Source organism: Janthinobacterium sp. BJB446 (genome assembly GCF_002735655.1).
GTDB lineage: Bacteria > Pseudomonadota > Gammaproteobacteria > Burkholderiales > Burkholderiaceae_D > Janthinobacterium > Janthinobacterium lividum.
This window is the reverse complement of record NZ_PDZK01000006.1, coordinates 39,279-64,502: the sequence shown is the minus strand read 5'-3', so window position 1 is coordinate 64,502 and position 25,224 is coordinate 39,279. Positions and strand designations below refer to the sequence as shown.

The following is a 25,224-nucleotide window of genomic DNA, read 5'->3' as shown; positions in this document are numbered from 1 at the left end:
CCGAGAAGCGCAACCGTACTCTAGTACGGTGAGCATCGCAGGCTGCCTATACCGACGCGCAGCAGGTTGGGTCAGGTGGGACTAGTAGCGATAGTCGTTGACGAAATGCTTGGTGAAGTTGTACTTGCTGCCGCCGTCGAGCAAGTCGACCAGGCGTTTCGGCGCCGAGGCCGACATGAAGACGTCGGCCGCGCCGCCCGTGCTGCGGAACTTCATGCCGGGGCTGAGGATCTGGTTGGCGCCGATTTTCAGGTGCTGGAAGCTTTTCGTTTTTTCATTGTTGAGGATGAAGTGCAATTCCTGCTTGAACGTCAGGAAGGGGATCTTCAGCCACCAGCCTTCGTCCGTGCCATAGCTGGCGACGCTGGCAAAATGCGTGTTCTTGTCCGTCAGGGTGGGTTTGCCCAGGCGGTCGTTGATGCGTTTCATGGCTTCATTCTTGGTCATGCTGTTCTTTCGTGATTCGATCTATGCGGCGTGCATTCTGACACAGGCGCGCCGCCGCGTGCCGGGGAATGCATTACAACAGCAAAATCAGCGAGCCGAGCACGATCAAGCCGCCGCCGATGGCCGCTTTCACGGTGAACGGTTCGCCCAGCACGAGCCAGCCGGCCAGCATCACCAGCGCCACGCTGAGTTTGTCGACGGGCGCCACCAGCGAGACGGGCCCCAGCTGCAGCGCACGGAAATAGCAGAGCCACGACAGCCCCGTGGCCGCGCCCGAAGCGATCAGGCAAGTCCAGCCCACCCAATTGCCGCCGGACGGGCGCTGCCATTCCGCGCGCAGCGAGATGATGGCTGCCGTCACCAGCAGGATGACGCCAGTGCGTATCAAGGTGGCCATATTGCTGTTCAGGTGGGCTACGCCCAGCTTGCCCAGGATGGCCGTCAGGGCCGCGAACACGGCCGACAGGATGGCAAAGCCTTGCCAGCTCATGGTGGTCGACATGGGACTCCTCGCGCGGTGGGGAATGGCAGTGACTGTAGCGCAAAAGAACGGCGGCCGCTGGCCGCATTTTTATTGCAATGCAGCATCAATTCTCATCAATTGTCGCAACGCATTAACAACACTGGGCAAAATTCATTGCTTCCCGGCATTGTAAATATCGGTCGTTCGAGCGTATGCTGAAGCAGTCTGAACGGTGCCGCCAGAGCACCGTCGCCGCCGCATTCCTGGCTTGCAGGGCAGGAAGCGGGCCACGCCCCATCGCCGCAAATAGATAGTTGGAGACACAGCATGAAGAAATTGACGTTCCAGCAGAAGTTATGGATTCCCCTGATTTGCAGCTTGTTGTGCATCACCGTTATTTTTGTCTATAACGCGCTGGAAGTTCGCAAGATCCGCATCGAAGAGCGCAGCGCCGACCTGAGCAATGCCGCCGACCTGGGCCTGGGCGCCGTCAAGATGTTCGGCGACCTGGCCGCCAGCGGCGCCTTGACGAAGGAAGAAGCGCAGAAGCAGGCCACGGCCGTCATCAAGAGCATGCGTTTCGGCGAAACCGGTTATTTGTCCATCATCAACCTCGATGCCGTCGTCGTGATGAATCCCGCCGCACCGCAAACCGATGGCAAGAACATGTCGGATTTTAAAGATGCCAACGGCACTTATCTGTACCGCGACATCGTTGCCGTCGGCAAGACCGATGCAGGCAAGGGCTTCGTCCACTATTATTTCCCCCGTCCCGGCCAGAAGACCCCGGAACCGAAGATGAGCCGCGTGGTGGCCTACAAGCCATGGGCCTGGACCCTGGTGGTGGGCGTGTACATGGATGATATCGATGCGGCCTTCCGCCAGTCGCTGCTGACTTCGCTGGGCGTGCTGGTCCTCGTGTGCGCGCTGCTGGCCGCCGTCGTCGTCGTGATCAACCGCAGCTTGCGCCATGCGCTGGGCGGCGATCCCGAGTATGCGGCCGACGTGGCCGAAAAGATCGCGAATAACGATTTGAGCGGCGTCGTGCGCACGCATGCCAACGACCGCCACAGCGTGCTGTACGCAATGAAAACCATGCAAGCCAACCTGGTCGATGCGATCAGTGAAATCCGCCACAGCGCCGAGACGATTGCCACGGCATCGAGCGAGATTGCCAGCGGCAATATGGACTTGTCGGCACGCACGGAAATGCAAGCCAGTTCGCTGGAAGAAACGGCGGCCTCGATGGAGGAATTGACCTCGACCGTGACACAAAACGCGGGCAACGCCGTGCAGGCGAATGAACTGGCGCAGTCCGCTTCCGCCGTGGCCCGCCAGGGCGGCGCCGTGGTGGCGCAAGTGATCGGCACCATGGATACCATCAACGCTTCGTCGCGCAAGATCGTCGACATCATCGGCGTCATCGATGGCATCGCTTTCCAGACGAATATCCTGGCGCTTAACGCGGCCGTGGAAGCGGCGCGCGCCGGCGAGCAGGGACGCGGCTTTGCCGTCGTGGCGTCGGAAGTGCGTAATCTGGCCCAACGGTCCGCTGGCGCGGCGAAGGAAATCAAGGAACTCATCGGCGCTTCCGTCGACAGCATCGCGGCCGGCAGCACGCTCGTCGCACAGGCGGGCACGACCATGGATCAGGTGGTCGCTTCCGTTTCGCGCGTGACCGACATCATGGCCGACATCACGGCCGCTTCGCACGAGCAAAGCACGGGTATCGGCCACGTCAACCAGGCGATCACGGAGATGGATAGCGTGACGCAGCAAAATGCGGCACTGGTGGAAGAGGCGGCGGCCGCGGCGTCGAGCATGCAGGACCAGGCGGCCGTGCTGGCGCAACTGGTGGCGCGCTTCAAGCTGTCGGCGCAGGAGCCTGGGACGGGGACGTCGCCGCGCCTGGCGGCAAGTTCTGCTGGCGCGCCACGCGCCGTGGCGAAAAAGCCGCTGCGCAGCCTGGCGGCGCGCTAGGATTTTATTGGGCTGGCGCCGCCGCTTGCGGCGCCGGTTCGAATTCCAGTTTGTCATCGACGACCACGAATTGCCCGACCGGCTGGCCCAGGTCGGCTTTCGGGTCGTTTTCCATTTCCGTCAGCGCATTGCAGGTATTCGTTTCCGCCTGCCACAGCTGCTTGCCCATGCGGATATTCCAGATGCCATCGCCGGCTGCAAACAGCTCGACGGTGATGTCGGCTGGCGCATCCGTCGACAGGGTATGCAGGCGCTGGCATTGCGGCAAATTGGTCGCCATCAGCTGCACTTCCACGGTATCTTGCCAAAAATAACGTTGCTGGCGGCGCACGGTCAGGGAATGGTCCTGTCCATCGAACATGTAGATGGCGAAGTCCTGGACACAGCCTGACAGCAGGACGGACAGCGTGACGATCAGGAGTTTGCGCATGGTCGGCTTTCTTGGTTGGTGCTCGGGAATGTCGGGATGCCTGCGTGACGGCGCTAGTGAATGCTTGCGCCGTCTTGTTTTTCGCTTACGTGGCATTATATCCATGCATATCAGTTGCGGCGCGACAATAGTGATGCGGAGGCCGCCTGCCCTACTTATCTACCTGGAAAGACCACGATGATCGACCTGTATTACTGGACCACGCCCAACGGGCACAAAGTGACGATGTTCCTGGAAGAAGCGGGCATCCCCTACAACATTATTCCCGTGCATATCGGCAAGGGCGAGCAGTTCAAGCCCGAGTTTCTCGCCATCGCGCCGAACAACCGCATCCCCGCCATCGTCGACCAGGCACCGGAAGATGGCGGCGCGCCCTTGTCCCTGTTCGAGTCGGGCGCGATTTTGCAATACCTGGCCGAGAAAAGCGGGCAATTCCTGCCGGACGACGTGCGGGGACGCGCCGAAGTGATGCAGTGGCTGTTCTGGCAAATGGGCGGCCTTGGCCCCATGGCCGGGCAAAACCACCATTTCGTGCAATATGCGCCCGAACCCATCGATTACGCCATCACGCGCTACGTCAACGAAACGAACCGGCTATACGGGGTGCTGAACAAGCGCCTGGCGGACCGCGCATTCGTGGCCGGCGACACGTATTCCATCGCCGACATGGCGATCTACCCGTGGATCGTGCCGCACGAGCGCCAGCGCCAGAAGCTGGAAGATTTCCCGCACCTGGCGCGCTGGTTCGCGGCCATTGCCGCCCGTCCCGCCACCGTGCGCGCGTATGCGCGGGCGGCTGAAATCAATGTGCAGCCCACCGTCAGCGGCGACGCGAAAAGCGTGCTGTTCGGGCAGACGGCGAAGACGGTGGCGTGATCAACGGTCAGTTTCCTCGGTAAGTGGAAAAACCGAAAGGACTGAGCAGCAAGGGAATGTGATAGTGCTGGTCGGTCTTTTCCACGTGGAATTGCACGGGGATTTCCGGGAAGAAGGTTTCCTGTTTCAGGCGCGCATAGTGCTCGCCTGTCTTGAACACGATGCGGTAATCGCCCGCCTGCATGGGAGCATCCTCCGGATACATGGCCGCGATGCGCCCCTGCGCATTCGTCACGGCGCTGGCCAGCTGTTGCCAGCCTTCGCCTTTCTTTTGCTCCAGGGTGACCGTCACGCCCGCTGTCGGCTGGCCGCTCTGCAAGTCGAGGATGTGCACGCTCAAGGGATTGGCGGCGGCCAGGGCCATGCTGGACAGGCTGGCGAAGGCCAGGGCGGCGGTGATCTTTTTCAGGTACGTCATCGTCGTGTCTTTCAAAGGGTGGGAGAATCGAGTTCGGGGATGGCGGCCAGGGCAGCCTGGGCGCAGGCACGGTCTTGCTGCGCGCCACCGCCACCGGCCACGCCGATGGCGCCGACCACTTCGCCCTGGGCTCGCAAGGGCAGGCCGCCGCCCAGCAGCAATAGTTCCGGCACGGTAGTCAGGTTGCGCATCTCCGGATTGGCGTTCGCGGCCACGGCCAGCGCATAGGTATCGCTCTTGGTGGACAGCGCCGTATACGCCTTGCGCCGGCTGGCTTCCGTGTTGTGCGGTCCGACGCCGTCGGCGCGCTGCACCGTCATGATATTGCCGCCACGGTCCAGCACGGTAACGACGATATGCCGGCCCTGCGCCAGGCAAGCGGCCATGGCCGCATCGGCCAGCTTGTTGGCCGCTGGCAGAGAAAGATCATCGACCTTGCGCAACTGGGCGTGTGCGGGGCTGGCCAGCACGCATAGCAGGGTACTGCCGAAAAGAAGGGTTTTCATGTGGCGTCCAGGGAATCAAGTGACGCCAGTATGGCCAGTGTTACCCTACGCGAAGATGATCGCCGCATGACATTTTTATCATCCGCGGCGCTGTGCGCGCGGCGTAGAATGGTCTTATATTCTCTTTAGAAAGTGGCCATGCGTATCCTGGTAATCGAAGACGAACCGAAGACGGGCGATTACCTGCTGCGCGGCTTGGCCGAGTCCGGCTTTACGGTGAGCCTGGCGCGCAACGGCCGCGACGGCTTGCACATGGCCGGTACGGAGTCACCCGATCTCATCGTGCTCGACGTCATGCTGCCCATCATGGATGGCTGGCAAGTCTTGCGCGCGCTGCGGCTGCAGGAGGGCGGTGCGGACGTGCCCGTGATTTTCCTCACGGCGCGCGACGAAGTGCAAGACCGGGTCAAAGGGCTGGAATTGGGGGCCGACGATTACCTGGTGAAACCATTCGCCTTTGCCGAGCTGGTGGCGCGCATCCGCACCTTGCTGCGGCGCGGGCCGCCGCGCGAGGACGACGTGATCCGTATCGGCGACATGGAAATCGACGTGATGAAACGCAAGGTCAGCCGGCAAGGCCAGCGCATCACTCTGACGGCCAAGGAATTCGGCTTGCTGCATTTATTGGCGCGGCGTCAGGGCGAAGTCTTGTCGCGCTCCATCATCGCCTCGCAAGTGTGGGACATCAATTTCGAGAGCGACACCAACGTCATCGATGCTGCCATCCGCCGCCTGCGCAGCAAGCTCGACGACCCGTTCGAACCCAAGCTGATCCACACCTTGCGTGGCATGGGCTATGTCTGCGAATTGCGCGCGCCTACCGTGCCCAACAGCGGCGCCACGCAATGAAGCTGGCGCAACTCCGCCGCTCGCTGACGCTGCGCGTCACGCTCGTGTTCGTGCTGATCGTGGCGCTCGTGTCGGCCGGGCTGGGCATGCATTTGTACCGCTCGTTCGTCGCGGAAATCGAGCGCCGCGATGACATTTTGTTGCTGGGAAAACTGCGGCAGATCCAGCAACTGCTGGGCAATGCGGGCACCCTCGACATCATCCGCGAGCGGCCCCAGTATTTCCGCGACACCATGAGCGGGCAAGAAAATTCCCTGGTCCGCATCGTGCGCGCCGATGGCACGCGTTTGATCGATGTCAATCCAAACGGCGAGACGGTGGCGCATCCTGTTCCCGTGGCCGTCGATGCGCCCGTCACGGACAGCGCCATCGTCAGCTGGACCAGCCGCGACGGTTATCCGGCCAGGGTGGTGGCGGCCAGCGCGCGCATTGGCGACCCGGCGCAGATGGCCGACATCTCCGTCGCCAGGGTCTATGGCGACCGCACGGCCATGTTTGCCGCCTACCGCTGGCAGATCGTCGTGTCCGTTGCCGTCAGCGCGCTGGTGGCGGCATTGTTGGCGAGCTTGATGCTGTTGCGGGGCTTGCGGCCGCTGCGCAATATCGCCGCCCATGCGGCCCTCGTGCGGCCGGGCAAGCTGGAGCAGCAACTCGATGCGCGCGGCGCGCCTACGGAATTGCTGCCCCTGATCCAGGCCTTGAATGCCATGCTGGCGCGGCTGCAGGAAGGCTATGCGCGGCTGTCGCAGTTTTCCGCCGACCTGGCGCATGAATTCCGTACGCCCGTCACCAATTTGCTGGGACAAAGCCAGGTGATGCTGGCCCGCCCGCGCAGTGCGCAAGACTATGAACAGCTGGTGTCATCGAATGTGGAAGAGCTGGAACGGCTGTCGCGCATGATCGACAGCATGTTGTTTCTGGCGCGCGCGCAGCAGGATGAAATGGTGCTCGTCAAGCAAGCCTTGCCCGTGCAGGACGAGTTTTTGCGCCTGGCCGATTTCTTTGAGGGACTAGCCGAAGAGCGCGGGCTGGCGCTGGCTTGCCACGGCAGCGGCAATGTGACGGCCGAGCCGCAACTGCTGCGCCGCGCGCTGGGCAATCTGCTGTCGAATGCCATCCGCCACGCGGCGCCGGGCAGCACGATACTGCTGCGCTCGCACGCGACGAACGAGGGGGTGGAATTGAGTGTGAGCAACTTGGGGTCCGCCATCCCCGCGCGCCACTTGCCGCACCTGTTCGAGCGCTTCTACCGCGCCGACCCGGCCCGCAGCGATTCGGCCGCCTCCACAGGGTTAGGGCTGGCCATTGTCACGGCCATCATGCAGTTGCATGGCGGCAGCGCGACCGTGGCGTCGGACGCGGCCGCCACGACGTTTACCCTGGTTTTTCCGGCGTAATTGACTGGGGTGGTGTCGGATTACGCTACGCCTCGGCGGCCCCGCTAATCCGACCTACGCCGCATTCCGGCGCAGGGTAGGTCGGATTAGCGAGGCGAAGCTACGCGTAATCCGACAAGAGCCGCCAACAATGTTGTCGGATTACGCGTTGGCAGCCTCGGCGGCCCCCGCTAATCCGACCTACCCCATCTCCACCAAAAACTCATGCATGCCCGTATGCGGCAATTGCGCACACGCCGGTGCAAAGTGCGGCAACTGCCCCCACAGCAGCGGGTTGCCGACGATGTACACATAGTGCTGCGCGCGCGTCAGGGCCACGTTGAGCAGGTTCGGCGTGGCGGCCGCCCACTGGGCGGCGCCTACCGTGCTGTCGTCGGCACCGAGGACCAGCATCACCACGCTTTGTTCCTTGCCCTGGAAGGTGTGCACGGTGCCCACCATCTGGCTGCTCCATTGGCGCAATTCGCGCGCCGTCGGTGCCTTGCCGTAGCCGAGGCGGCGGTCCCAGTCCATGTCGACGATGCGCGAACGCAATTCGTTGCGCACGGCCTTGAACGGCGTAATCACATACATGGCGGGCAGCTTGCCGTCGCGGCGATACAGTTTCAGCAGCACTTCCAGCACGAAATCGAGCTGCACGGGCACCACCTGTTTGTAGCTGACGGGGCCAAGAGCGTCGATCCAGCGGCTCGGGCCTTTCGTGAGGCCCCGCGCGCCGGCCGGCGGCGTGCGTTCGCTCAAGGCGTAGACCATCTTGTCTTCGTAGGCGATGCTATTGGCCAGCGAAAACATCGGCTCCACGCAGCGGCGGTGCACGCGCAAGGGGCTGCCGATCCATAGCGGCTGTGCGCTGCCGGCGCCGACGACGGCGCCATAGCGGTTGGCCTTGTCTGCCAGGGTCTGCACGGAAACGGAGGTTGGCGCGTAACTGCCATCCTGCGTGTGCGGCGACAGGGCGGATAACGTTTGCACGAGGCGGCCCGGCACCGTGAAGACAGGTTCGATCTGCAGCGGGTCGCCGACGACGACAGCACGTTTCGCGCGCCACAGGCTGCCCAGCGCCGCTTGCGGCACGGCCTGGCCCGCCTCATCGATGAACAGCCAGCCCAGCGATTCAGGGCCCATGCCCTGGAACTGGCGCGCGAACGAGGCGAACGTGGTCGACACGACGGGCACCACCATGAACAGGCTGTGCCAGACCATGGCGATGTGCGACTGGTCATAGGCGCGCTTGTTTTTCAGCAATTTCGACACGGCCAGCAAGTTGCCGCCAAAGCCGGGACCACCCTTCTTTGCCACTTCCGCCAGCCACGCTTCATGCAGGGCCAGGGCCTTGGCGAACAGGCGCGAGCGCAGGCGGGCCAGGGCCGGCTCATGCCACAGGCCGCCAATTTGCAGGGCGTCGCCGTCCAGCTCGTCCAGGGTGGCCGGCGCGATGATGGTGGGAAAACGCATGCGCGCGCGGCGCAGCAGTTCCGTGCTGTCATCCCATTCGCGCTGGCGCGACTGCGCCGTGCGCCGGGCGATGTGCAGGCTGTTGCGGGCGCGCTCGCAGCGCGGCTCCAGCTCGCCCTTGAGCAGCAGTTTGATGGCGGACACGTCGCGCGCGGCCTGGCGTTGCGCCTCGGCATTGGCGACGACGGCATCCTTGTAGGCGCGCGCCGGTGCCGTGCGGAACAGCCGGGCAAAGAAGCCGGGCTGCGTCAGCGCCACCAGGCGTTCTTCTTCCAGCAATTCCTTCTTGCTGGCGAGCAGGGTGTCCTGCTGCGCCAGCGCGTCGGTCAGGGCGCCATTCGCCGCATCCATCTCTTGCTCAGCCGCAATCAGCGCTTGCTGGCTGGCCTGCATGAAGTCTGCTTCCGTGCAGGTGCCCACGGCTTGCCACAGGGCCGCGTACTGGGCGTGCTCGGCCAGGGCTTTTTCCACCACGTGTTCCGTTTCGCGAAACTCGCGCGCCGCCTGGGCGAAGCTGACGCCCTGGTAGCTGGCCAGCCACTGGCGGATATTCTGCGCGTTCGGCGTCTTGCGCGCCGTGGTCTTGTCCCAGTCGTCGTCATAAAAATTGCTGACGAAGCGGCGGCGGTTGGCGCTATTGCCCAGCGCACAAGACATCAAGCCCCACGGCGCTTCCGCCTCGCCCAGGGCGCGGTTGGCGCCATTGCCGTCTGCCACGACCCGCCGCGCCACGCTTTCAAAGTAGCGCGTGCGCGCCCATTCCTTGCCCAGCTGCTTGGGTTTTGGCAGGTCGCCAGAAATGTTTTCCACCGCTGCATTGTTCGACGAGGCGACGACCATTTCAAAGCCCGTCAGTTCCGGACGCAGGCGGGCGATGGTAATCGGGTCGCGCACACCTTCGAAGGCCACTGCCACCTTGCCGATGAAGGCATCGCCAGCGCGGTCCAGGCAGGACAGCACGCTGGCGCGGCGCACGATATTGTCAGCAAACAATTCGCGCAGCAACGTGGTCTTGCCCGTGCCCGGCGGACCGTTGACGGAAAAGATGCCGCGCTCGCTCACGCCCGTGCGCGCACCGTGGATGGCGAACTGCTGCATCAGGCTCATGGCGTAGCTGGCGTCTTCCAGCCAGTGTCCCCGGTTCATGTTCGCCGGATTGAGCATGGCGGCCAGCGCCTGGCGTCCGGCCGGGCTGTACAGGTCGATGCGTTCATCCTGCGCCAGCGGCGTCAGATAGGCGGCGACCGTCGCGGGTAGCTTGCCGCCACGCAGGGCGCGGATGATCTGTTCCAGGTCATCGAGGTAAAAACTGTTGAGGATATCGATCGATGGTTCCACCGTGTCGCCGAAGTCCAGGCTGCGGTTCTGGCTGGACTCAAGCGCATCGGCTTCCGTCACGGCGGCGCGTTTCTTGCGCGTGCGCAATTCCAGCACGGCCAGCGGCTGGCCGGCCGACGGGTGGAAGCCGGCCCAGTCGCGCAGCAGATCGGCCAGGGCCGCGATTTCCATGCCGGACAGGGGCGACGAGACATTGCCCGCTTCGTCCGTCACTTGCTGCGGGGCACGCGCGGCGGCGAAGTTGCGCAGGCTGTCTTGCAGCGCCAGCTGGCTGTCGCTGAAGGCGTCCAGGCTCAGCCCCGACCAGTCCGGCGTGCGGGCGCGGCCCAGCGCCCACGGCAAGGTCGACACGGACACGGGGTCGAACTGCGGCTCGCCCAGCGCATTGAGGTTCAGGCGGGCAAAGCACGAGCGTCCCAGCAGTTCTGTTTTTTCTGTTTCGGCCATGTTTTCCGGGCCGTTGGCCGGCGGACAAGCCTTGTTGATTTCGGCTTTGTCGAACACGCCGAGGAACAGCGAGAAGCCGTCGATCTCGCGGTCGGACGGCACTTGCCATTGCGTGGCGAACTGCAGCGGCAATTGCGCCAGCTGTTCGCGGTGCAGGAGGCGCACGGTGGACTGGTCTTCAACGTCCGTGATTTGATTCAGGTCAAACGGGATAAAGAATTCGATCTTGTGCCAATACTCCAGGATAGCCAGGAGGCGCTGCTGTTCTGCCTGATTCATGATGACCAATATTTTGTAAAGCGAGCGAGGATTGTAAAGCGTATGCGCGGTGCACGTTTTGCACTTTTGTCTATTGCGCGGGCTTTGCCGCAAAAAAAGTGGCGATTGCGGACGAAAAAAAGCCAGGCAGCAACTTCCTGCCTGGCTTTCTTGCGGGGAGGATGTTGCTATTCGTTAAAACTCTTCCCATTCGCTCTCGGCAGCCGCATTGCTGCGGCGTGCCGGCGCGGCTGCGACGGCCTTGCGCGTGGGTGCGGGCCGGGCTGCGGGAGGCGCGATTTTTGCCGCGGCTGGCGCGGCGCGTACAGGCGTCAGCTTGGTTGCGCTGGCAACATGGTTGCCGGTTTTAAAGAAGCCCACCACGTGCGCCAGTTCGCCCGCCTGTTCCTGCATGCTTTGCGAGGCGGCCGCCGCTTCTTCCACCAGTGCCGCGTTTTGCTGCGTGACTTCATCCATCTGGGCAATGGCCATGTTGATCTGCTCGATGCCGATGGTTTGCTCGTGCGTGGCGGAAGTGATTTCTCCCATGATGTCGGTCACGCGCACGATGCTGTCGACGATGTCGCCCATGGTTTGGCCCGCTTCATTGACGAGGCGCGAACCCGTGTCCACGTTGGCGACCGAGGCGGCGATCAATTCCTTGATTTCCTTGGCAGCCGAGGCCGAACGGTGCGCGAGGTTGCGTACTTCCGTGGCAACGACGGCGAAGCCGCGGCCCTGTTCGCCCGCGCGCGCCGCTTCGACGGCCGCGTTCAAGGCCAAGATATTCGTCTGGAAGGCGATGCCGTCGATGACGCCGATGATGTCGACGATTTTCTTCGACGAGGCGTTGATGGTGCCCATGGTGTCGACCACTTGCGAGACGATGCTGCCGCCGCGCACGGCCACTTCCGACGCGCTTTTCGCCAGCTGGTTGGCCTGGCGCGCATTGTCCGCGTTCTGTTTCACGGTCGAGGTCAGCTCTTCCATGGCCGACGCCGTTTCTTCCAGCGAACTGGCTTGCTCTTCCGTGCGGGACGACAGGTCGAGGTTGCCGGCGGCAATTTCGCTCGATGCCGTGGAGATCGCATCCGTGCCGTTGCGCACTTGCGCCACCACGCCCAACAGGCTGTCGTTCATGGCTTTCAGGGCGCCCAGCAGGCGGCCCGTTTCATCGCTGGAATTGACGACGATGTGCGACGACAAGTCGCCCGAGGCCACGGTTTCGGCCACGCCCACGGCTGCATTGATGGGGCGGGTGATCGAGCGCGTGATGATCCAGGCAACAAAAGCGCCCAGCAGCACGGCCACGCTGCCCAGGGCAATCATGGAGGCGCGCGCGCTGGCGCTCAGCGTCTCGGCATCCGTCGCCGCCTGCGCCGCCTGCTCGCCTTCATACGCGACGAGGCTGTCGAGTGCGCCCAGCACGCGCTTCAGGCTCGGTGCCGCCTGCTGCGTCAAGAAGGCGATCGCTTCTTCCGTCTGGCCCGCATTGCGCAGCTCGATGACCTTGTTGTTCAGCGGCGCGCCCGATTTCAGGGCTGCGTCCAGTTCGGCCATCAGCGCCGTTTCCTTGTCCGTCGAGATTTTCTTTTGCAAGGTTTCCTTGGCGGCACCATATTTCTTGCGCGCTTCGCCAATCTTTGCCAGTTCCGCCTGCACCAGCGCTTCCGTCGGCGCCACCACGATGCTCGTGATCGCCAGGGTAATGTTGCGCACGTTGTCGCTCATGGTATTGGCGGCCGCCATCTTGACGTTCTTGTCGGCCACGATGTCGTGCGTGCGCGCGCTCAGTTGTCCCATGGAGTACAGGCCGACGAGCAAGACAGCTACCAGCAGGCCGAGAACGACAGCAAACCCGATCCCGAGCCGGGTGCCGATTTTGAATTGTGTGAGTGACATGATTGCTTTCGTGTTGCGGAAGTGAAGGAAAACGTCGACAGGCCAGGGCTACGGGTTTATACGTAAGGGCGGCCAGCCTGTAATTGTTCCTCAAAATTCCGCACTGCAATACAAAAACTTGTATCAAGTCAGCGAAAAGTTTAAAAATTGGTAGCAAATTAAATAAGTTGTCGTGTGGAAACAACGAGCGCGGCGCCGGACGCGGACTCATCTTTCCGGAAACACGCGGGTGGCCAGGAAGTCGATGAAGGCGCGCAGTTTCGGCGTCAGGTGGCGGCTGCTGGGCCACAGGATGCGAAAGGCGCCGTCGTGCTGGCGGTGCGCGTCCAGCACGCGCTGCAAGCGGCCTGCGGATAGGCGTGCGCCAATGCGGCCAGCAGGCTGCCCACCTGCGGCAGCTTGACGCGCAGGCGTCCTCGGGGTGCAGCTCTTGCTGCTGGATAATTCCTGCTCGGCCGCGTCGATCTCGCCCAGGAGGCGCCGGCAGCGTGCGAGAGACACGGTTCCCTCGCTCGTCATTGTGACGGAACTGTGGCAAACCGAGTATGCGGCAAAGGAAATGCCATGACTCTGCCGCATCCCATTGTCTTTCTTGCGCTGGCCTTGATCCTGCTCAAAGCATGGCGCTACCGCCCGTCGTCAGTCGGCAATATGGTTGGGGATGCGAAACAGTAGATCCGTGTCGCTGATGTCCACGTCCGCTTGCGACAGCAGGGTGCTGGCCTGGCCCCGATGGTGCGTCTGGTGGTTGAAGAAATGCATGAGCAGGCTGAAAAACTCGCGCCGGTTCGGGCCCTTGCTGTTGCGGTAGTCGAGCAAATGGTCGAGGTCGGCTTCCGTGATCGAGGCGGTCCAGTCGATGATGAGCTGGTCCAGCCATTGCCGGTGCGCGTGCATGGCGGCAAAATCGTCGGCCGCGAACAGCGGGTGCGTGAGCGACGCGGGCGGCGTGATGGCGCGGATGGGATCGAGCAGGGGGAAGCCGGCTGGATGCTTCGCATAGCGCTGCAGCCACAGGGTGTCGCCCACCATCACGTGGTTCAGGGTGGCCAGCAGGGAGCCGAAGAAGGCGCCCCGCTCGCGCTGCAGCTCGCCGGGTGGCAGGCTGGCCGCCGCCGCGTACACCTTGGCATTCATCCACTGGTTGTAATCGGCCATCAGGAAAATGTGGGCGCAACGGCTCATGGTGATGAATGTTCTATATCAGACGGATTTCAAAAACGCGCGTATGCCGGCCAGCAGCATTTCAATGGCCATCGCCGTCAGGATCAAGCCCATCAGGCGTTCAAACGCCGTCATGACTCTTGGACCCAGGGCCCGCTGCAAGCGTTCGGCGCACAGGAAGACGGCCAGCCAGACGACGGCCACAGCCGTCAGCCCCGCCACGTGGGCAATGACTTCGTTCATTTCATGCGAGGAAAACAGCAGCACGGTGGCCAGCGCCGACGGGCCGGCCAGCGCGGGGATGGCCAGCGGCACGATGAACGGTTCACCGCCCATCTCGTGGTCGCTATTGCCGGCGTTGGGTTGCGGAAAGACCATGCGCATGGCGATCAGGAACAGGATCACGCCGCCGCCGATGCGCAGCGCCACTTCCGACAATTGCAAGGCGTTCAGGAAATGGCGGCCGAAGAACATAAACAGCAGCAAGATGCCGAAGGCAATCAGGCATTCGCGCACCACGACTTTCCAGCGCCGCTCGATGGGCACCCGTTTCAGGGCATTGACGAACAGGGAAACGTTGCCGAACGGATCGGTCACGAGCAAGAGCAGGATAAATGTCTGGAAAAAATTCTGTGTCATGGTGATGTGATTGAGGTCAACACCGCTGCCAGGATGGGCGCGGTGCGATAAGGCTTGCGATGATAACAAGAGCGGCGGCTATCGCCCATGATTATTGATGCATAGCAGCATTTTTTTTACGCAGCGATGACTTTTGCCTGGTAAAACGCGCTGGGCGTGGTGCCGAAATGCTTCTTGAACATGGCCGTGAAGGCACTCTGGCTCGTATAGCCATTGTCCATGGCCACGTCGATGACCTTGCTGCCGTGCGCCAATTGTTCCAGCGCCCGCAGCAATCGCGCCTGCTGGCGCCACTGGCCAAAGCGCATGCCTGTCTGTTTCTGGAACAGCCGGTGCAGGCTGCGCTCGGTGATCGCCAGTTCCTGCGCCCAGTGCGCCACCGTCTGCTGTTCGCCCGGCTGCGCCATCAGCCGCGCGCAGATGCCGCGCAGGCGCGCATCGGCAGGCAGCGGCAGATACAGGGGCAGCACGGGCAGGCTGTCGAGCTCGTGCAACAGCAATTGCAGCAGATGCCAGTCGCGGCTGCCTTCCGTGAAATCGGGCGCGATGTCGACGGCTGCCACGATCAATTGCCGCAGCAGGGGGCTGATGTCGAGCACGCAACTGTGGCGCGGCAGCAGCGGTGAGCTGGCGCAGTCGATGAAGACGGTGCGCATTTTCACCGCGCCGCTCATGCGTACCTGGTGCGCGATGCCGGGCTGCAGCCACACGCCGCGCGTGGGCGGCACCACCCAGCGCCCGCCTTGGGCCTCGATGGTCATTACGCCCTCGATGGCATACAGCAATTGTGCATGCGTGTGGCGGTGCACGGAAATCACGTGGCCATGCGCATAGTCGACGGCCAGCGCCATGGCGCGCGCCGTGACGGGCAGCAATTCCTGAAAGGCGGGGGAGGTGCAATCCATGAAAATGATGTCAGTTTTGCGATAGGTCCAGACATTTTAGCGCGAGAAGGCGCGGCGCGCCTGCGGCATGATGGTTTCCCGCAACTATTCCTGGAGCTTCGCATGCCTGTGCGCGCCTATCTGTATCCGTTTCTGGCCATGCTGCTGTGGGCCGGCAACGTCGTCGTCTCGAAGCTGGCCGCGTCCAGCATCGCCCCCACCGCCATCACTTTTTACCGCCTGGTGCTGGTCTTGCTGGTGATGACGCCGTTTATCGCTCGCCCCCTGTGGCGCAACCGCGCCGCCATCCGCCGCCAATGGTGGCAGCTGGCCCTGTGCGGCGTGATGTCGATGGCGCTGTTCCAGAGCCTGTCCTACCGCGCCGCCGAATCGACGACGGCGACGAATATGGCCATCGTCACGGCGCTGGCGCCGCTGATGACGGCCTTGCTCAGCGTGCTGCTGCTGGGCGAGCGGTTGACAGTCGGCATGGCGGCCGGCGGCGTGCTGTCGTTTGGCGGCTTGCTGTACCTGGTGGGGCGCGGCGACGTGCTGGCCTTGCTGCATCAAGGCGTGCATGCGGGCGATGCGCTGATGCTGCTGGCTTGCCTGAGTTTTGCCCTGTATGGCGTGCTGCTGCGCCGCTGGCGTCTGTCCATTCCCGCCTGGCAAGCCATTTATTGCCAGGCGCTGGCGGCGCTGGCGTGCATGCTGCCGCTGTTCCTGCTGCTGCCGGCCGGCAGCGCCAGGCTGGACGCTACGACCTTGCCGCTGATCGGCTATGCCGGCATCGGCTCGTCCATCGTGCTGTCCTACCTGTGGATTGAAGGGGTAAAACTGCTGGGACCGAACCGCTGCAGCATTTACATCAACCTGCTGCCCCTGCTGACGGCCTTGCTGGCCATCGTCTGGCTGCACGAAAGCATGCATGTGTACCACCTGGTCGGCGGCGGCATTTCGCTGCTGGGCGTGCTGCTGGCGCAGACGGTGCAGCGGCCCCTGTGGCGCCAGCGTCCTGGCGTGTCCGGTCTTGCCTGAACAGCCATGCATAATGGCGGTTTTCAGGCAGTGGAGTTGGCATGCGGCAAACATTTTGGATCAGCACGATGGCGGCGCTGCTGGCGCTGGGCACCTTGGCGCCGGCGCAGGCGGCAGTCCGGTTCTACGAAGGTCAAGCGATGGCCACCGCCAGCGTTGTCGAGCGCCGCGATGGCGGCGTGGTGCTGGCCTTCCTGCGGGAAAATGGCGAAGTCAACGGCTACTATTGCCAGTGCAACGGGGATAGCGAGAAGCGCATGAACCTGGACAAGTATGGCAAGGCCAGCATCGCGGCCGTGTTCCAGCTTGACCTCGACAGCGAAGGCGAAACCACGTTCGTGCTCAGCCGCAGCAGCGATAAGCTCTTTGGCTTGCATGCCTACCGCTACGAGCGCAGCGGCGGCAGGATGTTCAAGGTGGCCACCCTGCAGCCGACCCTGGACGCCATCGTGCGCGGCGCGAAAACCATGGACGAGGCGCGGGTGCGCGCCGCGCTGGCCCGCTTGCAGCTGATCGACTACAGCATCGCGTACGCACCCACGGGCGTGGCCGAGTTCGACGCCATCGAGCATGGCCACGGCACCCTGGTCGGCTATTTCAATATCGATGGCGAGTTATTGCCCGGCAAGCCGACGGACGCCCCGGCGTTTGCCTATAAAAAAACTTTCCAGGAAAAAGAGGGCCATTTCCTCACGGTGACCTATCTGCTGGGCAAGGGCTGGGAAGGCGGGCGCGCGCCCAGTTATCACGTCAAGTGGATCACCTGGGAAACGCAGCCGCAGCGCTTCGCCGCCAGCCAGGATGGGCTGCTCATCGAATACGACGTGAATTGTTGCACGGGCAACGTGTATGCCCGTGGCCGGTATGCGCAAGGCAAGCGCACTGGGCAGTGGCACTATGAAGAGCCGCTCACCATCCGCTCGGTTGGCGCGTTTGTCGACGACAAGGCCGAAGGGCCGTGGACGTATGAAAGCGGCGAGGAAACGACAACGGGCATGATGCAGCGGGGCCAGCGCACGGGCCGCTGGGAAGTGAGCCCGGGCGTGGACGAATGGCGCGACGAGGGCAAGGGCAATTACCAGGGTTTCGATACCTACGTCAAAGACAGGCTGGACGGCCCCAGCGAGCGCCGTATCGGTACGCTGGTGCACTGGCAGGGCAACTATGTGAATGGCAAGAAGCAGGGCCAGTGGATCGAGCCGGGCGGTGGCGGCCTGTATGTCGATGACATCAAGCAGGGGCCGTGGAAGAAGGCGACGCCGGATGGCGGCTGGCAAGTGCTGACCATGCGCGATGGCGAACCGGACGGCAAGCTGGAACAATATGCGGCCGGTGGCCAGCTGGAACTGGTCGAACATTACCGCTTTGGCGAGCTCGAGGGCCCGATGGAGAGTTTTTATCCGGATGGCAAGCGGCGTTACCAGGGCTCGTTTGCCAACGGCAAGCGCGATGGGGCGGAAACCCTGTTTTATCCCGATGGCGAAGTGCCGCAATTTCACCGCAACTGGCACAAGGGCGTGCTGCATGGCGTCAATATCGAGAATTTCCAGAACGGGAAACCAAAGCGGATAGGCGCCTACAACATGGGCATGAAAACGGGCCGGTTCCAGTATTTCCGCGACGATGGCCAGCTCATCGAAGAAACCATGTATTAACTTGTTAGCTAGCATAAATGGCATTCCCACGCGACCTTGCACGGCAGTGGAATGCCAGTTCTGCGCAAAAAACATCATCCGCTTGTTACAAAGCGTGAAAATCAATACTGGATGTTGCTACTAGTAAACTTTCCCTGTATCTTGCAGTCAGGAAATTAAAAGTACAGGAAACCTCGACCTCGTTGCCCTGTATTGCACTCCTGACGATATGCGCGGGCCGCCTTCCCCCCTGCCGCCTTACACGCCGTATCGATCTGTCCTGAACAATTCACGTGACCCGCCCCATTGGCGTTTGCCGCTATCTCGTCCGGCATGCGCAGGCAAGGTTGCGCCCTTACCAAGGAAACTGCATGCTGTCGAACATAACAATAAAAATGCGCCTGATCGCCACCATGAGTGTGCTGGGCTTGCTGATCGCTGTCTTGGGCGCGATGAGTATCATCAGCCTGAAATCGGCCAACAACAGCCTCAACGAGGTCTACAGCAATCAGCTGGCATCGACGCAAGCCATCGGCGAGTCGCAGATTCTGCTGGGCCGCGCCCGTTTCACGATGGACCGCGTGATGGTGCACCCCGAAGCGGCCGACGCCAAGGATATCCTGGCCCGTGCCGAACAATTCATGGAAGCCTCCAACAAGTCCTGGAAGGTGTACCTGGCCTTGCCGCAAAGCACGGACGAAAAGCGCCTGTCCGACGACATGGACAAGAAACGCAGCGATTACATGAGCAACGGCTTGCTGGTCATGAGCAAGGCTTTGCGTGAAGGCAACGTCGCTCAAGCGGACGGTTTGATGATGACGGGGCTGACGCCGCTGTACCGCACCCTGGACCAGGCAGCCGAAACATTGACGCAATACCAGGCCACGTCGGCCGCCGCGATGTATGCGACCAGCCAGTCCAGTTACCGCACCCAGGTGGCCATGGCCATCGGCGGTATGATCGTCGGCGCCTTGCTGACGATTATTTCCAGCATCTTGCTGCTGCGCGCCATCTTCGGCCCGCTGGACCAGGCCCTGCGCCATTTCGGCGCCATTTCCGACGGCAACCTGGCCAACGATATCGTCATCACGCGCAACGACGAGATGGGCGCCTTGCTGACGGGCTTGCAGAAAATGCAGGAACGCCTGTCGAACACCGTGCGCGGCGTGCGCGACGGCAGCGGCGCCATCGCCACGGCCAGCAATGAAATCGCTTCGGGCAACCTGGATCTGTCCAGCCGCACGGAGCAGCAAGCGTCGAGCCTGGAAGAAACGGCCTCCTCGCTGGAAGAGCTGACCTCGACCGTCAAGCAGAATTCCGACAATGCGCGCCAGGCAAACCAGCTGGCCGTGTCCGCATCGGACGTGGCCATCAAGGGTGGCGCGCTGGTGGCACAAGTGGTCGATACCATGGGCACCATCAGCGAATCGTCGAAAAAGATTGCCGACATCATCGGCGTGATCGATGGCATCGCCTTCCAGACCAACATCCTGGCCTTGAATGCGGCCGTGGAAGCGGCGCGTGCCGGCGAACAGGGCCGTGGCTTTGCCGTCGTCGCCACGGAAGTGCGCAACCTGGCGCACCGCTCGGCCAGCGCCGCCAAGGACATCAAGATGCTGATCGAAGCGTCGGTACAGAACGTGGGCGCCGGTAGCGAACTGGTCAGCCAGACGGGCACGACGATGGACGAGATCGTGGCCAGCATCCGCCGCGTGACGGACATCATGGGCGAAATCAGCGCCGCCGGCCGCGAGCAGGAACTGGGCATCGGCCAGATCAATCAAGCCGTGGCGGAAATGGATACCGTGACGCAACAGAATGCGGCGCTGGTGGAAGAAGCGGCAGCCGCTTCGGAATCCATGCAGGAGCAGGCGGCCGCGCTGGCCGAGATGGTCAGCATTTTTAAACTCGACGCCAACCATAGCGGTCCGGCAGCGGCCAAGCCTGCCTTGCGCAAGCCTGTCGTGGCCGCCGCCAGCACGGGCTTGAAACGCCCGGCGCTGCGCCTGGCGCCGGCCCGCGCCGCTGCTGCACCTGTCGCTGCCGCAAAACCGCGTCCCGCCAAGCCTGCTGCCGATAACAGCGGCGAGTGGGAAGAGTTCTAAGTTACTGCGCTGGCAGGGTGGCCTTGCTACCCTGTTCCTGCAAGCGCGCCGCCTCGGCCAAGGCCTGGGCGCGCGCTTCTTCCGCCGCCTGTTCCGCTTTCTCATGCGCATCATGGCGCGCCTGCAAGGCTGCCCTGGCACGCACGAAGACGATCTTGATGGCCGCCATCACGGGCACGGACAGGAAGATGCCGACCACGCCACCCAACTGGTCGCCGGCCAGCAAGCCGACGATCACCATCAGCGGGCTTACTTCCACGCCTTCGCTCATCAAGTATGGGTTGACCACGTAATCCTGGAACAAACGGTAGGCGGCGATAAAGCCGATCAGCCAGAACACGTGCTCGAAGCCGCTGAAACCGGCCACGACCACGGCGATGACGGCCGCCGCCAGCGGGCCGGCAAACGGGATGAATTCCAGCAAGGCGGCCGCGCCGGCCAGCAGAAGGCTGTACGGCACGCCCATCAGGGAAAAGGCGATGCTGTAGGACACAAAGGTGGCGATCGACAACAGCAGCAGGGCGCGCACATAGCGCGACAGCAAGATGTCGAGGTCATCGATGATGGCGCCCCAGAGTTTCTTGTTCGGGCGGTTCAGCAAGGAGAGCAAGCCGTCGCGCATGTCCGGCCCTTCCTTGATCAGCAAAAAGCTCAGCACGGGCACCAGCACCAGATAGATCAGGTTGCTGGCCGCATGCATGACGGTCAAGCCCAGTTCTTTCGCCAGCGGCATGGCTTGTCCCGTACCGCTGCTCAGCTGTGTCTGCATGAACGACAGCAGGCGCGCGCGCAACGGTTCCATGAATTCCGGCAAAGGAATGCGCTCGGCAAAATTATTCCCCTTGAGTAAGGTCGGCAATTGATCGCTGAGCTTGATCGCCTCTTCCTCGATCCGCGCCCCGAAGATCGACCCCAGCACCGCCACCAGCAAGATCACCACCAGGAAGACGATGCCGATACTGGCCGTGCGCGGTAGGCGCTTCGGCCCATACCGCTCCAGCAGCCCGATCAGCGGATACACGAGGTAGCTGAAGAACACCGCGAACACCACCACGATCAGGGTCGACGATACCTTGTACGTGATGAATAACAAAAAAGCGACGAGAAAAGCCGTCCACACCATCTTGGCGACGCGCAAGTTAAAACCGAACATATGAATTCCTTAGGGCAGGATGCTACGCAAGCGTGGCTGGCTTGAAGGACAGGGTGGGCAAGGCAGGGATCGGGCCGCGCCGCACGGCCGGAAATCATACCGCAAAATGCCAAAATGCCATGCCCTTGTGCGGAATGGCAATGTTTTCCCTGTGTGCCTCCGCTTATTTTGTCCGCCAGTTGGCTACGGTAATGAAGACGCCGTTTTCCTTGTCCGGCTCGCGCAAGGTCACCGTGTAGCGGCCGCTCGTATCGCTGCCCGTGAACACGACCTTCTCCTCATGCCCCTTCACTTGCGCACCCTTGGCCAGTTTGGCGTAGGTGTTGAGTACCCAATGGAAATCGGCATAGCTGCGCAGGGTGATGCTGGCATCGGGCATGGGCTCGTCGCCGGCCTCGGCCGCTTCCGTCGGTGTGCGCATGGGCAAACCCGCCAGGCCCGCCGGCGCGATGAGTTTGCCACCACTGGAACTGCTGTTGAGTTCCGCATTCGGCAGCAGCAGGTGCAGCAAACTGGCGGGAAAGCCGGGCGGCACGTCGCGCTGTTCCCAGCCGGGCTGGCCGGGGCGGGTCGTGATGTATTCCACCACAGCAATGCTTTGCCGCTGTTCCGGCGCAGCCTGTGCCAGCATAGTCGGCAACTGCCGCGCCCAGACCAGCAGCGGCGCGGCCATCTCGTCCTCCGCGCCGGGCGCCAGGAACAGTGTCAGCACGGCATGCGTGGATGGCAGGCAGGCGGGCGCGGCGTCGCCGATGGCGGCCTGGCAATGGCCGTTGACAAGGCCCAGCGCCAACAGCTTGCGTTGCGGATCGAACAGCATGGCGGCGCGCCATGCACCGTCGGTGCTGGCATCGATGGAGGCCAGCACCGAGCGCCCGTCGGGCAGCATGGTGCGCGTGATGTCATCGAGTGAATGCATGCTGTCGAGCACCTGGCGCGCGATCAGGGTATCGCCCTGCGTATAGCTGCCGCGCGCATAGCCGAGCAGTTTCAAGACGTCGGCGCGGATCTCGGGATGTGCGCTCAGGCGCAGCGGCGGCGATGGGACAGGCACGGTGGCGGCCACGAAGGCGGCATCCTCGGCAGGAATGGCTTGCGCCATGCTGGAAAGCGGCAGGCACAGGGCGGCGCACAGCGACAGCATGCGAAAAGTGATGTTTCCTGGGGTGTTCAATGGCAATCCTTGTCGAGACGCCATGCCGGACGGCTTGCCGGCATGCGCGGGCAGCGATCTTAGCATTTCAGGAATAAATCTCTTTCTGCTAAGCTTGGCTATTGAATCACTGTTCCCGTTTCCATGGCCCAGATTACTATTTCCTGCAGTATCCCTGTCGACGATGCGGCAGTGACCGAGTTCCTGCACAAATATCTGGGCCGCTCGCTCGTCGGCTCGGCCAAACTGTTGCGTATGGGAGAGACGGGCTGTTTTTATACCTGTCCCTTGTTTCTGAATGACCACGCCAAGGTAAGCCGTTTGATCCGCCGCATGCTGGCGTTCTTTGAGAGCAAGGACATCCCCTTGACGATCCTCAAGATCGGGGCCCAGGACAGCTGGTACGAGGTAGATCCCAAGCAGCGCGATCCCTGGAAGATTTCCCCGCAAGCCTTGCTGGCGCTGCTCGATGCCAAGCAGGACGCCAATGCCTAGGCGGCGTTGAGCACGTAGCGGTTCTTGCCGTTTTTCTTGGCCTGGTACAAGGATTCATCGGCGCGCCGGTAGCTGTGCGACAAGTCCGTTTCCTTGATCAGTTCCGCGATGCCGATGCTGACGGACACCTTGCGTTCCGGCACAAAGGCCGCTTCGACGGCATCGACCAGTTGCGCGGCAAAGGCGCAGGCCGCGTTCTTTTCGCCCAGGTAAATCACGGCAAACTCCTCGCCGCCCAGGCGGCCGCACAGGTGCTCGCCCGCTAGCCCACCGATGACCTCGGCGATCTTTTTCAGCACCTCGTCGCCCACGTCATGGCCATACACATCGTTGATCTGCTTGAAGTCGTCGATGTCGATCATCAGGAAATACGCGGGTGTGCGCGCCGTGCGCTGCAAGGTGCGGGCGCTTTGCGTGAACATGCGCCGGTTGTTGAGTCCGGTCAAGCCATCCTTGTAGGCCATGGTCGCCAGTTCGCGCTGGGAACGGTAGTTATGGATGCGCAAGACGAGAAAATAGATGTTCAGCGCCAGGCCGATGATCACGCTGATGGTGACGGCCAGCACGGGCCAATGCTGGTCAGCCTGGCCCGCATGCACGGGAAACTGCCCCAGCCCAAGGATGGCCCACACGCACAGCGATACGCCCAGGTAGTACGCGATGCCGCTGAAGATGGGCGCCGTCGTCAGGGTGATCATCACGCCCAGCGGCAATACCCAGAAAGCGGGATCGTCCGTACCCAGCATCAGCACGCGAAAGCTGAAAGCGATGAACAGCACGCTGATGGTGCCGCTGACGATGATCGCTTGCAGCGACTTCGCATATTTGGTCAGTACCAGCCCGACCACCATGCCCGTCACGCCCAGCGCCGCTTGCGCATGATCGAGCGAGGCGCGCGACAAGGTCAGGCTGAACGTGACCAGCCAGCAAGCCAGGCCAAACGTCAGGATCGCTATCGAAATGAAATGCAGTTCCCTGAAAAAGCGCTGCTGCTGTTCCCGTTCTCCTGAAAAGAACAGGTAATAGAAGGCAGGAGACAGGCTGCGCGAAGTGAACATGACATTTGTCCAGGCAGACAACACGCCTTGCGGCAGGGGCACCTCCCGGCAACGGCAGGCGGCATGGCGCGCGCACAAAATTAGTTGCGCTCAGGAACTAGTGTACTGGTTTCTTGGGGGGAAGGGGGATACGGGCGAGGAAATTGGCGGCCACTGTCCTCGTGCCGCCACAGTCGCTTTCACCTCAGAAGCTGGCAAGCGCCTGCTTACAGGTCACGCGCCAGCACCTGACCGACCAAATCCTTGCCAAAGCTGTGATGCGCCTCTTCCTCGACCAGCTGGAAGCCGGCCTTGTCGTAGATGCGGCGTGCGCCGGTGAGGATGCTGTTGGTCCATAACACCATTTTCGTATAGCCAGCCTGGCGGCTGAAGCGCAGGCATTCATCGACCAGGCGGCCGCCGATGCCCAGGCCGCGCGCGCAGGGATCGACATATAGCAGGCGCAGCTTGGCCGTTGTGTCGTCCTGGCGCACGATGAAGACGGAGCCAATTACCTTGCCGTCCTTCTCTGCTATCCAGCAGCGCTCGCGGACCGGGTCGAATTCCTGCACGAACTTGGCGAGGATGTCGGCAACGAGTGCCTCGTACTCGTTGTTCCAGCCATATTCCTGCGCATACAGCACGGCTTGCCGGTGGATGATCCAGCCCATGTCACCCGGCTGCGGATTGCGCAGGATATAAACGGGCGATGGTTCCCCCAGCAAACCCTGGATTTGCTCCATGGCAGCAACTAGCTCCTGTTGCGCCGTCGGCGGCAAGCGTTCCAGCATGGCGGCCACTTCGCGCCGAGAGGCGTCGACCAGGGGGGCGAGGGTGCGCTGTCCCTGTTCGGTCAGCTGCAACTGCGCCGCGCGCGCATCCGTGGGCGAGCGCGTCTTGGCGATCAGCCCCTGCTTTTCGAACCCGGCAATGACCCGGCTCAGATAGCCCGCATTCAAGCCCAGCTCGCGGCACAGGTCCGCGCTGGTCAGTTGTGCCTGATGCGCCAGTTCATACAGGATGCGCACCTCTGTCAGCGAAAACGCGCTGTCCAGCAAGTGTTCATGCAGTACGCCAATCTGACGCGTATAGAAACGGTTAAAACGACGCACGATCTCCGTGCGTTCGCCGAGTTGATCCGCCTGCATATGCTATC

At 62.5% G+C, this 25,224-nt stretch carries 23 protein-coding genes; 8 read left to right on the top strand and 15 right to left on the bottom strand.

The features are described from left to right. Positions 1-81 precede the first annotated feature (81 nt). Positions 82-447, bottom strand: a complete 366-nt coding sequence (locus tag CSQ92_RS25650; protein WP_099395753.1) for a hypothetical protein — start codon at positions 445-447, stop codon at positions 82-84. 73 nt (positions 448-520) lie between these two features. After that, the gene (locus tag CSQ92_RS25645; protein ID WP_070280120.1) at positions 521-949 is read right to left on the bottom strand and encodes an EamA family transporter; all 429 of its coding nucleotides are present in this window, start codon (positions 947-949) and stop codon (positions 521-523) included. 288 nt (positions 950-1,237) lie between these two features. Between CSQ92_RS25645 and CSQ92_RS25640 the strand changes: the two genes are divergently transcribed. Next, the gene (locus CSQ92_RS25640; RefSeq protein WP_099395752.1) at positions 1,238-2,890 is read left to right on the top strand and encodes a methyl-accepting chemotaxis protein; all 1,653 of its coding nucleotides are present in this window, start codon (positions 1,238-1,240) and stop codon (positions 2,888-2,890) included. A gap of 4 nt (positions 2,891-2,894) precedes the next feature. On the opposite strand, the gene CSQ92_RS25635 is transcribed toward CSQ92_RS25640, so the two are convergent. After that, entirely contained in the window at positions 2,895-3,320 is a 426-nt protein-coding gene (locus tag CSQ92_RS25635; protein WP_034781263.1) for a hypothetical protein, read from the bottom strand. Positions 3,321-3,497: 177 nt separating this feature from the next. Here CSQ92_RS25635 and CSQ92_RS25630 point away from each other — a divergent pair, with 177 nt between their 5' ends. Then, on the top strand, positions 3,498-4,196 hold the full coding sequence (locus tag CSQ92_RS25630; RefSeq protein WP_099395751.1) for a glutathione binding-like protein: 699 nt from the start codon (positions 3,498-3,500) through the stop codon (positions 4,194-4,196). Positions 4,197-4,203: 7 nt separating this feature from the next. Here the strand turns inward: CSQ92_RS25630 and uraH are convergent, their stop codons facing one another. Both uraH and CSQ92_RS25620 read right to left on the bottom strand, forming a co-directional pair. After that, the gene (gene uraH / locus CSQ92_RS25625) at positions 4,204-4,614 is read right to left on the bottom strand and encodes a hydroxyisourate hydrolase (RefSeq protein WP_099395750.1); all 411 of its coding nucleotides are present in this window, start codon (positions 4,612-4,614) and stop codon (positions 4,204-4,206) included. Between the two features lie 11 nt (positions 4,615-4,625). Continuing rightward, positions 4,626-5,120 carry a GlcG/HbpS family heme-binding protein gene (locus tag CSQ92_RS25620; protein WP_099395749.1) on the bottom strand — a complete coding sequence of 165 codons (495 nt, stop codon included), beginning with the start codon at positions 5,118-5,120 and terminating at the stop codon, positions 4,626-4,628. Between the two features lie 138 nt (positions 5,121-5,258). Between CSQ92_RS25620 and CSQ92_RS25615 the strand changes: the two genes are divergently transcribed. Continuing rightward, a complete protein-coding gene (locus tag CSQ92_RS25615; RefSeq protein WP_099395748.1) occupies positions 5,259-5,969 on the top strand; it encodes a heavy metal response regulator transcription factor in 711 nt (236 codons plus the stop codon). After that, complete coding sequence (locus tag CSQ92_RS25610) at positions 5,966-7,366, top strand: heavy metal sensor histidine kinase (protein ID WP_099395747.1); 1,401 nt, start codon at positions 5,966-5,968, stop codon at positions 7,364-7,366. Before CSQ92_RS25615 ends, CSQ92_RS25610 begins: the two co-directional genes overlap by 4 nt. A 180-nt stretch (positions 7,367-7,546) precedes the next feature. Here CSQ92_RS25610 and CSQ92_RS25605 read toward each other — a convergent pair whose 3' ends face one another. From CSQ92_RS25605 to CSQ92_RS25580, 6 genes are all read right to left on the bottom strand, one after another. Beyond that, on the bottom strand, positions 7,547-10,885 hold the full coding sequence (locus tag CSQ92_RS25605; protein ID WP_257219351.1) for a DEAD/DEAH box helicase: 3,339 nt from the start codon (positions 10,883-10,885) through the stop codon (positions 7,547-7,549). Between the two features lie 174 nt (positions 10,886-11,059). Then, entirely contained in the window at positions 11,060-12,766 is a 1,707-nt protein-coding gene (locus tag CSQ92_RS25600; RefSeq protein WP_099395745.1) for a methyl-accepting chemotaxis protein, read from the bottom strand. Positions 12,767-12,973: 207 nt separating this feature from the next. Next, entirely contained in the window at positions 12,974-13,267 is a 294-nt protein-coding gene (locus CSQ92_RS29645; RefSeq protein ID WP_218964091.1) for a hypothetical protein, read from the bottom strand. Positions 13,268-13,405: 138 nt separating this feature from the next. Then, positions 13,406-13,951 carry a DinB family protein gene (locus CSQ92_RS25590; RefSeq protein WP_099395744.1) on the bottom strand — a complete coding sequence of 182 codons (546 nt, stop codon included), beginning with the start codon at positions 13,949-13,951 and terminating at the stop codon, positions 13,406-13,408. 18 nt (positions 13,952-13,969) lie between these two features. Further along, positions 13,970-14,569, bottom strand: coding sequence for a MarC family protein (locus tag CSQ92_RS25585; RefSeq protein ID WP_034781292.1), 600 nt, complete (start codon positions 14,567-14,569; stop codon positions 13,970-13,972). Positions 14,570-14,685: 116 nt separating this feature from the next. Continuing rightward, the gene (locus CSQ92_RS25580; RefSeq protein WP_092613323.1) at positions 14,686-15,474 is read right to left on the bottom strand and encodes an AraC family transcriptional regulator; all 789 of its coding nucleotides are present in this window, start codon (positions 15,472-15,474) and stop codon (positions 14,686-14,688) included. Positions 15,475-15,576: 102 nt separating this feature from the next. Here CSQ92_RS25580 and CSQ92_RS25575 point away from each other — a divergent pair, with 102 nt between their 5' ends. From CSQ92_RS25575 to CSQ92_RS25565, 3 genes are all read left to right on the top strand, one after another. Then, positions 15,577-16,491, top strand: a complete 915-nt coding sequence (locus CSQ92_RS25575) for a DMT family transporter (protein ID WP_099395743.1) — start codon at positions 15,577-15,579, stop codon at positions 16,489-16,491. A 41-nt stretch (positions 16,492-16,532) separates the two neighbouring features. After that, complete coding sequence (locus tag CSQ92_RS25570) at positions 16,533-18,146, top strand: toxin-antitoxin system YwqK family antitoxin (protein WP_099395742.1); 1,614 nt, start codon at positions 16,533-16,535, stop codon at positions 18,144-18,146. A gap of 350 nt (positions 18,147-18,496) precedes the next feature. Further along, positions 18,497-20,230, top strand: coding sequence for a methyl-accepting chemotaxis protein (locus CSQ92_RS25565; protein WP_099395741.1), 1,734 nt, complete (start codon positions 18,497-18,499; stop codon positions 20,228-20,230). Between the two features lies 1 nt (position 20,231). On the opposite strand, the gene CSQ92_RS25560 is transcribed toward CSQ92_RS25565, so the two are convergent. Continuing rightward, positions 20,232-21,383, bottom strand: coding sequence for an AI-2E family transporter (locus CSQ92_RS25560; RefSeq protein WP_070280107.1), 1,152 nt, complete (start codon positions 21,381-21,383; stop codon positions 20,232-20,234). Positions 21,384-21,546: 163 nt separating this feature from the next. After that, positions 21,547-22,557 (bottom strand): hypothetical protein, encoded by a 1,011-nt coding sequence (locus tag CSQ92_RS25555; protein ID WP_143450434.1) that lies wholly within the window; start codon positions 22,555-22,557, stop codon positions 21,547-21,549. A 123-nt stretch (positions 22,558-22,680) separates the two neighbouring features. On the opposite strand from CSQ92_RS25555, the gene CSQ92_RS25550 reads away from it, so the two are divergent. Beyond that, the gene (locus tag CSQ92_RS25550; RefSeq protein WP_092613340.1) at positions 22,681-23,031 is read left to right on the top strand and encodes a hypothetical protein; all 351 of its coding nucleotides are present in this window, start codon (positions 22,681-22,683) and stop codon (positions 23,029-23,031) included. Here the strand turns inward: CSQ92_RS25550 and CSQ92_RS25545 are convergent. Further along, positions 23,028-24,089 carry a GGDEF domain-containing protein gene (locus tag CSQ92_RS25545; protein WP_052140052.1) on the bottom strand — a complete coding sequence of 354 codons (1,062 nt, stop codon included), beginning with the start codon at positions 24,087-24,089 and terminating at the stop codon, positions 23,028-23,030. The genes CSQ92_RS25550 and CSQ92_RS25545 overlap by 4 nt on opposite strands. A gap of 206 nt (positions 24,090-24,295) precedes the next feature. Beyond that, positions 24,296-25,216, bottom strand: a complete 921-nt coding sequence (locus tag CSQ92_RS25540; RefSeq protein WP_099395739.1) for a bifunctional helix-turn-helix transcriptional regulator/GNAT family N-acetyltransferase — start codon at positions 25,214-25,216, stop codon at positions 24,296-24,298. Between the last annotated feature and the right edge of the window lie 8 nt (positions 25,217-25,224).

Bases quoted from the DNA above. Each gene is read 5' to 3' on its own strand.
- CSQ92_RS25650 (WP_099395753.1), bottom strand. From the start codon at position 447: ATGACCAAGAATGAAGCCATGAAACGCATCAACGACCGCCTGGGCAAA.
- CSQ92_RS25645 (WP_070280120.1), bottom strand. From the start codon at position 949: ATGTCGACCACCATGAGCTGGCAAGGCTTTGCCATCCTGTCGGCCGTG.
- CSQ92_RS25640 (WP_099395752.1), top strand. From the start codon at position 1,238: ATGAAGAAATTGACGTTCCAGCAGAAGTTATGGATTCCCCTGATTTGC.
- CSQ92_RS25635 (WP_034781263.1), bottom strand. From the start codon at position 3,320: ATGCGCAAACTCCTGATCGTCACGCTGTCCGTCCTGCTGTCAGGCTGT.
- CSQ92_RS25630 (WP_099395751.1), top strand. From the start codon at position 3,498: ATGATCGACCTGTATTACTGGACCACGCCCAACGGGCACAAAGTGACG.
- uraH (WP_099395750.1), bottom strand. From the start codon at position 4,614: ATGACGTACCTGAAAAAGATCACCGCCGCCCTGGCCTTCGCCAGCCTG.
- CSQ92_RS25620 (WP_099395749.1), bottom strand. From the start codon at position 5,120: ATGAAAACCCTTCTTTTCGGCAGTACCCTGCTATGCGTGCTGGCCAGC.
- CSQ92_RS25615 (WP_099395748.1), top strand. From the start codon at position 5,259: ATGCGTATCCTGGTAATCGAAGACGAACCGAAGACGGGCGATTACCTG.
- CSQ92_RS25610 (WP_099395747.1), top strand. From the start codon at position 5,966: ATGAAGCTGGCGCAACTCCGCCGCTCGCTGACGCTGCGCGTCACGCTC.
- CSQ92_RS25605 (WP_257219351.1), bottom strand. From the start codon at position 10,885: ATGAATCAGGCAGAACAGCAGCGCCTCCTGGCTATCCTGGAGTATTGG.
- CSQ92_RS25600 (WP_099395745.1), bottom strand. From the start codon at position 12,766: ATGTCACTCACACAATTCAAAATCGGCACCCGGCTCGGGATCGGGTTT.
- CSQ92_RS25590 (WP_099395744.1), bottom strand. From the start codon at position 13,951: ATGAGCCGTTGCGCCCACATTTTCCTGATGGCCGATTACAACCAGTGG.
- CSQ92_RS25585 (WP_034781292.1), bottom strand. From the start codon at position 14,569: ATGACACAGAATTTTTTCCAGACATTTATCCTGCTCTTGCTCGTGACC.
- CSQ92_RS25580 (WP_092613323.1), bottom strand. From the start codon at position 15,474: ATGGATTGCACCTCCCCCGCCTTTCAGGAATTGCTGCCCGTCACGGCG.
- CSQ92_RS25575 (WP_099395743.1), top strand. From the start codon at position 15,577: ATGCCTGTGCGCGCCTATCTGTATCCGTTTCTGGCCATGCTGCTGTGG.
- CSQ92_RS25570 (WP_099395742.1), top strand. From the start codon at position 16,533: ATGCGGCAAACATTTTGGATCAGCACGATGGCGGCGCTGCTGGCGCTG.
- CSQ92_RS25565 (WP_099395741.1), top strand. From the start codon at position 18,497: ATGCTGTCGAACATAACAATAAAAATGCGCCTGATCGCCACCATGAGT.
- CSQ92_RS25560 (WP_070280107.1), bottom strand. From the start codon at position 21,383: ATGTTCGGTTTTAACTTGCGCGTCGCCAAGATGGTGTGGACGGCTTTT.
- CSQ92_RS25550 (WP_092613340.1), top strand. From the start codon at position 22,681: ATGGCCCAGATTACTATTTCCTGCAGTATCCCTGTCGACGATGCGGCA.
- CSQ92_RS25545 (WP_052140052.1), bottom strand. From the start codon at position 24,089: ATGTTCACTTCGCGCAGCCTGTCTCCTGCCTTCTATTACCTGTTCTTT.
- CSQ92_RS25540 (WP_099395739.1), bottom strand. From the start codon at position 25,216: ATGCAGGCGGATCAACTCGGCGAACGCACGGAGATCGTGCGTCGTTTT.